10 protein-coding genes are annotated in these 7,544 nt (G+C 62.4%); 1 reads left to right on the plus strand and 9 read right to left on the minus strand.

Features of this window, described 5'->3' with window-relative positions; translation table 11 throughout:
* Positions 1-186 precede the first annotated feature (186 nt).
* From JWQ24_RS14030 to JWQ24_RS14070, 9 genes are all read right to left on the minus strand, one after another.
* On the minus strand, positions 187-2,097 hold the full coding sequence (locus tag JWQ24_RS14030; protein WP_299808906.1) for a hypothetical protein: 1,911 nt from the start codon (positions 2,095-2,097) through the stop codon (positions 187-189).
* Positions 2,094-3,095 (minus strand): helix-turn-helix domain-containing protein, encoded by a 1,002-nt coding sequence (locus JWQ24_RS14035; protein ID WP_299808909.1) that lies wholly within the window; start codon positions 3,093-3,095, stop codon positions 2,094-2,096. Before JWQ24_RS14035 ends, JWQ24_RS14030 begins: the two co-directional genes overlap by 4 nt.
* Entirely contained in the window at positions 3,092-3,406 is a 315-nt protein-coding gene (locus tag JWQ24_RS14040; RefSeq protein ID WP_299808912.1) for a hypothetical protein, read from the minus strand. The genes JWQ24_RS14035 and JWQ24_RS14040 overlap by 4 nt, the downstream gene beginning before the upstream one ends.
* Before the next feature lie 2 nt (positions 3,407-3,408).
* The gene (locus JWQ24_RS14045) at positions 3,409-3,795 is read right to left on the minus strand and encodes a hypothetical protein (RefSeq protein ID WP_299808914.1); all 387 of its coding nucleotides are present in this window, start codon (positions 3,793-3,795) and stop codon (positions 3,409-3,411) included.
* Between the two features lie 190 nt (positions 3,796-3,985).
* Positions 3,986-4,177: a hypothetical protein gene (locus JWQ24_RS14050; protein ID WP_299808917.1), complete on the minus strand. Its 192-nt coding sequence runs from the start codon at positions 4,175-4,177 to the stop codon at positions 3,986-3,988.
* A 125-nt stretch (positions 4,178-4,302) separates the two neighbouring features.
* Positions 4,303-5,112 (minus strand): phage regulatory protein/antirepressor Ant, encoded by an 810-nt coding sequence (locus JWQ24_RS14055; RefSeq protein WP_299808920.1) that lies wholly within the window; start codon positions 5,110-5,112, stop codon positions 4,303-4,305.
* Positions 5,109-5,348, minus strand: coding sequence for a hypothetical protein (locus JWQ24_RS14060; protein ID WP_299808923.1), 240 nt, complete (start codon positions 5,346-5,348; stop codon positions 5,109-5,111). The genes JWQ24_RS14055 and JWQ24_RS14060 overlap by 4 nt, the downstream gene beginning before the upstream one ends.
* The gene (locus JWQ24_RS14065) at positions 5,348-6,364 is read right to left on the minus strand and encodes a hypothetical protein (RefSeq protein WP_299808926.1); all 1,017 of its coding nucleotides are present in this window, start codon (positions 6,362-6,364) and stop codon (positions 5,348-5,350) included. The genes JWQ24_RS14060 and JWQ24_RS14065 overlap by 1 nt, the downstream gene beginning before the upstream one ends.
* Positions 6,365-6,566: 202 nt before the next feature.
* Positions 6,567-6,923 (minus strand): hypothetical protein, encoded by a 357-nt coding sequence (locus JWQ24_RS14070; RefSeq protein WP_299808929.1) that lies wholly within the window; start codon positions 6,921-6,923, stop codon positions 6,567-6,569.
* A gap of 332 nt (positions 6,924-7,255) precedes the next feature.
* Here JWQ24_RS14070 and JWQ24_RS14075 point away from each other — a divergent pair, with 332 nt between their 5' ends.
* Positions 7,256-7,489 carry a hypothetical protein gene (locus JWQ24_RS14075; RefSeq protein ID WP_299808932.1) on the plus strand — a complete coding sequence of 78 codons (234 nt, stop codon included), beginning with the start codon at positions 7,256-7,258 and terminating at the stop codon, positions 7,487-7,489.
* The last annotated feature ends 55 nt before the right edge of the window (positions 7,490-7,544 follow it).

Genomic DNA, 7,544 nt, shown 5'->3' on the forward strand with positions numbered 1-7,544 from the left:
GGAACCGCGACCGACGCCACACCGAAATCGCGTCTAGTGCATAGTTGCCGGTAGTCGGGTCCGGCGGCGGAAACCCGCGGTCCAAGAGCCCGGGCAGGCAGTGATTGAACTGCGCCAGTGACAGGCCCATCTGCGCGCCAGCTTCCGCCGGTGTGATGTCTCCAGCCTCAATCTTGCGTGTCCGGCTCATGCGTCACCGCCGGGCGCTGAAAAGCCGGTCGCAGGCCGAAACCTGCGATTGGTGATAGGGCGGTGCTGGCTGCCGAACCTGCGCGATTGCAAGGTCGGGTTGGACTGTATTTTGTGGCGCGGCTTCGACGGATCGCGCGGGCGCACCTTGCGCTCCCGCTTTGGCCGTTCCGGCTGCAACCCCCGCGCAGCCCCGCCGGATTCGACCCACAGCCGCGCCGCGATCGCGAATGGGTTCAAGCCCATCAACTCCCAAAAATCCTTCTCGCCCATCTTGTGCTGTGCCAGCGTGCCGGTGCGGTGGTGATAGTCGCACAGCGGCGCCGTCCACTTATCGTGCGGCTTCTCGCCCATCCCGGTGGGATCCTTGCCAATCGCAATACAGGCCATGCGGATATGCGCGGCCTCAGAAGGTCGCGGGCAGAACTTGATCGAGCATGGTTGCGCCCGGACGAACGCCAGGTGTTGCGCATCGTGCAATCGGGGTTCTCGCTGGCGCAGTTCGGTCACAGCGGCGCCTTCCCGTGTTCGGTCGGCTCGGTCGCATGCTCCATCTCGCGAAATTGCTCGATCAACGGTTTGCCGTCGCTCATCCAGCCGAAGACCGTCAGCCTCGCCCAGTCCGGCAGCCACCAGTGCAGCTAGAGCCTCGGTGTTGATCTGCTTCTTGTGCGCGTGGTCGGCTTCGCGGCGCGCTGTCTCTGCGGCTTCGGCTGCCTCTACGTCGGCCACCCGCTGGCGCTCGGCCTCGATAGCGGCTAGGCGATCTACTTCCACCTTCTCGGCGGCAGCTATGCGATCTCGCTCGGCTTTGGCTACGGCTTCCGCGGCGTCACGCTCGGCCTTTTCGGCAACTTCTCTAGCTCGCTGCACAGCATCGCCGCGAACCTCCGTTAGTCGATCTGCGATTCTCTGCTTTCCGGAGGCGAGCATCTCGGCGAACCGGTCTGCGAACTCCTCCCAATCTCGCCCCATTTCCGGCATCGAGTCGATCATGCTGCTGATGCGCTGGATCAACTCACTGCCGTTGAATGGCGAGCATGCGTCCGCGATCATCCCCTCAATGCTGCGAAGCGCACGCTCGTGATCATCAATGCGGCGCCGATCCGCCATTATTGCCGCGTCTGCCGCGTCGCGTTCTGCTTTTTCGGCGCGCGCGATAGCGGCGGCCTTGTCCTGCTCTGCTTGGCGCTCCCGCTCCGCCGCTTCATCGGCAATTCGCTTCGCCTCTTGCGCTGCGCGCTCCTCGGCAAGTTTTGTGGCGGCCTCTGCGGCGGCAACCGAGATCCGTTCCTCGTGCTCCCGTCGCAGACGTTCGGCTTCGACGGCGCGGAGCCGGTTCAATTCGGCGGCCTCGGCCTCGCGCGCCAAAGACGCACCCTTCAGAGCCTGGAGCTTGGCGAACGTCTCGCTGCGCGCGGTGGCGGCCTTCTGCTTGAACTCCTCCCAGTCGCGATCGGGCAGAGCGTCGAGTGCAGTCAGCCGGTCGACGACGTAGCCGCTCAACGGCATGTCATTGGAGAACGTGCCAAGGTCGATGATGGCCTGCACGGTGTTCTGATGGTCGGCGATGCGCTTGGCTTCGTCGGCCTCGTATTCGTCCAGCGGCTTGCGGACTTCGGCCTGCAGCGCCTCCAGCCTGTCCCGGACGCGGGCGCGCTCCATGTCGACGGCCTTCGCCTGTTTCTTCCAGTCAGAAACAAGATCCTTGCCCATTTCATCGAAAGCCGAGCGCGACCGGGCTACTTTGTAGGCCAGTGAGGCGACCGCCTTCCGACCCGCAGCGGTGCTGATATCGGTCACAACCGAGCGGACGTCCGCCTCCAGCTTTGCCAACATGGCGTCGATGCCGCCTTCTTCCGAGAAGATGGCGGGCGTCAGGGTTTCAATGACAACGAGCGCGTTCATGATAATGCCTCCGAAGCAGAATCGCTGGCCGCCCGATCCCACGCCCGAATCTTTTGCAGCGTTCGGGTGTTGAAGAGGTTTTTCGAGCCCTTATCCCTCAACGGTTTGTTTATGGTGGATGCGGCGATGCCGGCCTTCCTTGCCAGTTCTGTCGAAGTGACATTGTGCCGCTTCATGACGTCATGGATATATGCCAGCGGGCTGTCGGTGATGTCCTGAGCGTCGCCGTTTTTGAGCGACCTCAGTATTGCAGGCAAGGCTCTGGAGTGCCTTGTCGCCCCGCGCTCTATGCGATCGACGGTCTGTTGGTTTGTGTCGGCGGTCTGTGCGAGGTGCTCCTGTGACCACCCAAGCGCTTCGCGTGCCGCTCGAATGGCGTCTCCGTCCAGCGGGGGCGAGAGCAGCTGCGATGCATCCACATCAAGAGCGTCTGCAATTCGCAGCAGCCATTCTACCGTGACGTCGATCTTATTATTTTCGAGCTTCGAAACCGTGACCCCGTGACATCCGAGCTTCTCGGAAAATTCCTCTTGTGTGAGACCTTGATCTTTACGGATCGCCGCAATGCGCGGTCCCAACTCTAAGATACTCTCGCCGTCACTCAACGTCCTCAGCGTCTCAGAGAGATCCCCGGACCGCACCCCGGCTGGGACAATGGCGAAGCCGCCGGCTGCGAGCGCTCTTATGATCTGATCGGGTGTTGGTACCGACTGCCACTGAGAGGCGGCCACGGCCAACACTGTAGACGCTGCGACGTCGACGTCTTGTGTTTGGGGCGGGGTGCCGGTCGATGCCAAATTTTCTGTTCCCGTGAGATATTCAAGGCTGCACTGGAGCGGCCCGACCAACTTCTTGATCGTGTCGATGCGCGGGTTTGCCTCGTTTGCGATGATGTCTCTGATCGCGGATCGGTTCAGTCCGGCGGCCAGTGACACCTCCGACGGATTTTGATTGGTCGCCGCCAAGCGCTCCAATATCCTCGATGCCAGCGCGTTCATGGCTTGCTCATCTCCACATTGAGGGCGGCCATCTGACGCCGGAAGCGGTTTTCTTCCATCGCGTCGAGCATCGTTTTTGCGAGGGCCAGGGCTTCATCAACGTGGTTGTTGATTGTCTGGGCCTGGTATTCCTCCGGAGCGCGCGTCAGGCACTCGGCTACGTCCATCGTGTTTGCGGTGTTGAGGCCGCCCTCAACGCCGGCGACCAGTGTTAGCGCCATCTGTTCGACGGTCGCCGCCCGGTCGATCGATCCGGACTCGTCCCGGATGATGCGCCGCACTTCGTTTGATGATGCGAGATGAGGGGCCACGCTTACGATCCCGCGTTCGACATGCGGCCCATCGAGCCGCCACTGTGCGTTCGGTCGCCCGGTCGCATTACGTCCCTGTTTTCAAACTTGATGATGCGGCTGGCGGCTATACGCTCTGCGTCGCCGGGGTCGGCTGCTGGCTCTCCGCCCCACAAACCCTCCTTGTCCACGAGCCATCGCGGTATCGATACGGCCCACCAATGCGTGGCCCGAGGCGTGTGGACCGTCATGATTGAGCGAGGCAGGTTGATGATCTTCTCTTTGCCGTAGGAATAGACCTGAACTGATGCGGGCCGCGACTGGTCGCGGACGTCGGCCAATATGCAGACCGATTCTTTAGGGTCTCCGCGGCTGCCGAACGCGAGTTCGGACACGGTAAAATGCGTCATGATCGACCTCTTGCTGGAAATGGCCACGTTGCAACAAAATGTGTTGCGTGCTTCGACTCGGGTGCCGCGGTTCGAATCTGGCGTGGTGCGTGGTCGCTCTCCAGAAATTCTCTCCGCGCATCGGCACGCTCGCCGGAGCGAGCAGCCTCGGCCTCGCGTTGATCCAGTGCTAGTTGAGACATTCCGCCCATTACGAAACTCTCCGGTGAGACCCGTTGTGCCGCTCCGGGGTGAGCGGGCGCAGGGCGCTCGGCTCGGGCTCGTACTTGCGGCGAGCTGTCGTCAGGTGCACCTGGACCCGATCTAGCGCTGCGGCGACCTTGCCAAACGGCATGACGTCGATTTCGTCGATAAGGTCGATCGCCTTTTGAATATCGGACATGGCGCTACGCTCCCGACGCTATTGCGCAGACGACGAACATCATCGCGCCGAACAATCCGAGTGCGACCAACGAGGGCAGGGATCCTGCGTATGCTTGAAGGTGGATGCGCATATCTTCCCTCCACTCAATGCGTGATCATTGCTGTCTCGGCGGGAGCCGGGACGGGCTGGTGACTTTTGATGTGCGATGGGATGCGTGCAGCGAAGTAGCTGATGCCCTTCGGCGTCACGAAACTCTGGGTGTGGACCTTGTCGTCGCCGCCCACGGTGTTCTTGACCTCGAATATCCCGGCCTGCAGGTACTGCTGGCGCGGAACGAGCGAGCCGTCGGCGTAGAAGATGAAGCCGGCCGCTTTTAGCCAATCGATGAACTTGTTCGGGCGGCAGCCGAGCGCGCGACCGGCGTTCTGCAGCCCGTAGCGACCGCCGGCCTCGACGAAGCGATCGACGAACTCGGCCTTCGGCGCCAGGGTGGCGATCTGGGCTTGGTGGCGTTCGACTACTTCGACGGAGGCGGCGAGCTCGCGCAGTGCCGCGGCGTAGGATCCCGGCATTGCGGGCACCAGTGGCACCGCCTCGCGCCGCCGGCGCAACTCGGCCTCCATGACGTCGAAGGCCTCGACGTATCGCTCTTTGTAGATCCCGGCCTGCTCGCCGGTGAAGCCAAGCACCACGAACGAAAACCCATTCTTGGTCATCCGGTAATGCGAAATTACCTCAGCGCCGCTTAACTCCTTGATATTAATGGACGCAAAATTGCGTTGTCGGAAAGTCGGGGTGCAATGCAGGAACCGGACGGCCCGGATCACGTCGGCGTGGCGCTTCCCGAAATACGCCGCCACGTCCCGGCTATCCGCCATGGCTTCGTTGGTATCGGTCAACTGGACGATGGGATTGCGAGTCGCGTCGACGTCGAAGTGGGTGAGGGCGTTCATGGAGCTTCTCCATTGGCCTGGGCTCGAATGTCGTTGGCAAATTCCTTGGCGATCCTGGCTGCTGCGACGGCCTCGGGCTTGGTCGCGAAGCCGTCCTCTGGCACGTCGGCAACGACGATCTCAGGGCCAACCTTCGGCCACCAGCGGATGCCGACCCCGAGCGCAGCCGGTCGCGACACAGCGTTGCATTTGCCGGCGGCGAGCTTCTCAAGTCTGATTTCGCCCGGGTGAGGCATCACGCAGCCTTTCGGTCGAAACGGACGTGGCTGCCGTCGGGGCAAACCATCTCCAGTTCGCGCGGCACGCGCCGGCATTCGGCCTCAGCTTCGGCGCGGGTGTATTTCCCGGCGTGCAGGCTGTCGCTCGCGTAGCCGGCGTATTGCGAGCGGTAGTAGGCCTGATGGTCGCGTGCCCAGATCATGAAGGTCGGCGCTTCGCCGAACAGGATGGTCTTGAGCGTCTGCGCTCGCCGGAAGTCCATGCGCTGCACCGCTACTGACAGCTCAGCCTCAAGCCGGCTGCGCCGGGCGCGATCGTTCCGCTTGGTGAGCAGATCGGGCGGAGCCTGGGTGTAGAACTCGTGGCTCCCACGGTTGAAAAGCTCGCCGCCAGCAACGGCCCACCACATGTTATTCAGGTTGTAGTAGGCGGTGCCGCGAATGATGCGGCCCTTGTAGTCGGTCAGCCACGCGATCTGTCCGTGCTCCAAGAGCGCACCGTCGGCGGATTTGCGTTGGCCGTCGCTGCTCCATGTCGGACGGCCCAGCGCCTTGTCTTTGTGCCAGCTTTCCGCGTATCTCGCCTCGATGCGTTGCATGGCAGGCATATCGCGGTCGGGCGAGCGCTTCACCTTGACCGGCGCCAGCGTTTCAAGCCACCGCGTGATGCGGCGGAACTCTAACTCGACGCGCAGGCTGTCGATATGGCTCATGCGACGCATCTTGTCGTAGTCGTAGCGCCGGCCGTTGCGATTGATCTGTGGCGCCGTGGTTGACCAGAATTCGACCTTCACAACGCGGCCGGTGATCTCGATTTCGCAGCGGAGCGTGCCGCGCGCGCCTTCGCGATGATTCGGACTGATGCAGCGTTGGCTACGGTGGATGCGGGGATCTAGCTTTATCGACCAGCCCCGCGCGCGCATGGTGCGGATCAGCGCCGCATACACGTCGGATCGGAACGACGCATCCTGTGCATTGTCCTGCCAGATGCCGATGTGCGAGTCGTAGATGTTGATATCGATAGGCTCGCGCATCACATCGCCCTCCCATGCATCCGAGACAGCCGGCAGGCGACTGCAATGGCGTCGTCCGGAAAATCGAGGCAAGCGTCCTCGTGGTCGCGGCCCTCAGCGGGGACGCCGTCGAGTATCGGCAGCCACTTGTTGGCGCCGTTGAAGCGCCTCGGCTCGATCGAGCAACGACCTCGCGGCTCAGACTGGGAGAGGGGAGCGGACATCAGGCGGCGCCCTCAACTGCGGTGATCACGGTCCGCGCATTGTCGAGCGCGGATTGTTCGCTCGCAGTCAGGGATCGATTCCGGGTCTGCGCGATTTGCAGCGCGCACTCCTTCAGCGCAGCCAGGATCCCCGGAGCGTTTGCAAACAGGCGCGCATAGATATCAGCGTCGCCACGCACCGGACCGCAGCCGTTGCTGTACTGGTGGATCTGCGCGACCATGTAGCCGGCAGAATTCCGGATGCGGATGCAGTGCGTGTCCGGGTCGGTGACCAGCCCTGACGCGAGAAGGAGGTGAGCGTCGATCTGATCTTCGGTCCGCGTTTCGATATTCGCGGGCAGGATTGGCTTCGGCATCGCTCGCTCTCCCCGTATCTGATAGGGAGAGACGCTACATGACGTAGCGATAAAGTCAATACGTAGTGTAGCGATTTATTTTGGTGGTCGATCGAATCAATGACTCGACTCCAGCTTGGACCTGAGTCCCTTATTAGAACATAAGAAGAACAAAGCGGCGGGGCGCGCGGTGTCGGTTGTGTGGGTTGAATGTCGGGATTGCGGCCACGGCCGCCGCTGGAAAGCTCCGAATGATGCCGGCCAGGATTACTGGGCTCGGTTCAAGTGCAGCAAGTGCATCGATGACGGCGGCCTCGGCCGTCGCATCAGGATTTCAACAGTGGAGAGTAACAATGGCAGAGACGTCGCACTTCGTTCAAACCTTCAAGAAGCAGGGCAGGCGGCTCGTGGCCAGTCAGCCGCAACCGTTCAAGACACCAGACCAGGCGCGCTTGCGGGGTCTTAAGGCCTCCGACGCGGCGGACGGCGTGGTTGTGTTCTCGGTGACAGGCGAGCCGGAGTTCGGCGACTTTGACGCGCCGGTGGTGCTGGCGCGCTACGGCGAGGTGCCGCAGGATTTCCAGTAGGCGGGACGGACAGGCCTCCTTCGGCGATCTTCTGCGAGAGGCTAGGGCGGCTCGG

The sequence above is a fragment of the Tardiphaga sp. genome, from assembly GCF_028290495.1.
GTDB lineage: Bacteria > Pseudomonadota > Alphaproteobacteria > Rhizobiales > Xanthobacteraceae > Tardiphaga.

Excerpts from the sequence above, each read along its gene's own strand:
- JWQ24_RS14030 (WP_299808906.1), bottom strand. The coding sequence starts at position 2,097 with ATGAACGCGCTCGTTGTCATTGAAACCCTGACGCCCGCCATCTTCTCG.
- JWQ24_RS14035 (WP_299808909.1), bottom strand. The coding sequence starts at position 3,095 with ATGAACGCGCTGGCATCGAGGATATTGGAGCGCTTGGCGGCGACCAAT.
- JWQ24_RS14045 (WP_299808914.1), bottom strand. The coding sequence starts at position 3,795 with ATGACGCATTTTACCGTGTCCGAACTCGCGTTCGGCAGCCGCGGAGAC.
- JWQ24_RS14050 (WP_299808917.1), bottom strand. The coding sequence starts at position 4,177 with ATGTCCGATATTCAAAAGGCGATCGACCTTATCGACGAAATCGACGTC.
- JWQ24_RS14055 (WP_299808920.1), bottom strand. The coding sequence starts at position 5,112 with ATGAACGCCCTCACCCACTTCGACGTCGACGCGACTCGCAATCCCATC.
- JWQ24_RS14060 (WP_299808923.1), bottom strand. The coding sequence starts at position 5,348 with ATGCCTCACCCGGGCGAAATCAGACTTGAGAAGCTCGCCGCCGGCAAA.
- JWQ24_RS14065 (WP_299808926.1), bottom strand. The coding sequence starts at position 6,364 with ATGCGCGAGCCTATCGATATCAACATCTACGACTCGCACATCGGCATC.
- JWQ24_RS14070 (WP_299808929.1), bottom strand. The coding sequence starts at position 6,923 with ATGCCGAAGCCAATCCTGCCCGCGAATATCGAAACGCGGACCGAAGAT.
- JWQ24_RS14075 (WP_299808932.1), top strand. The coding sequence starts at position 7,256 with ATGGCAGAGACGTCGCACTTCGTTCAAACCTTCAAGAAGCAGGGCAGG.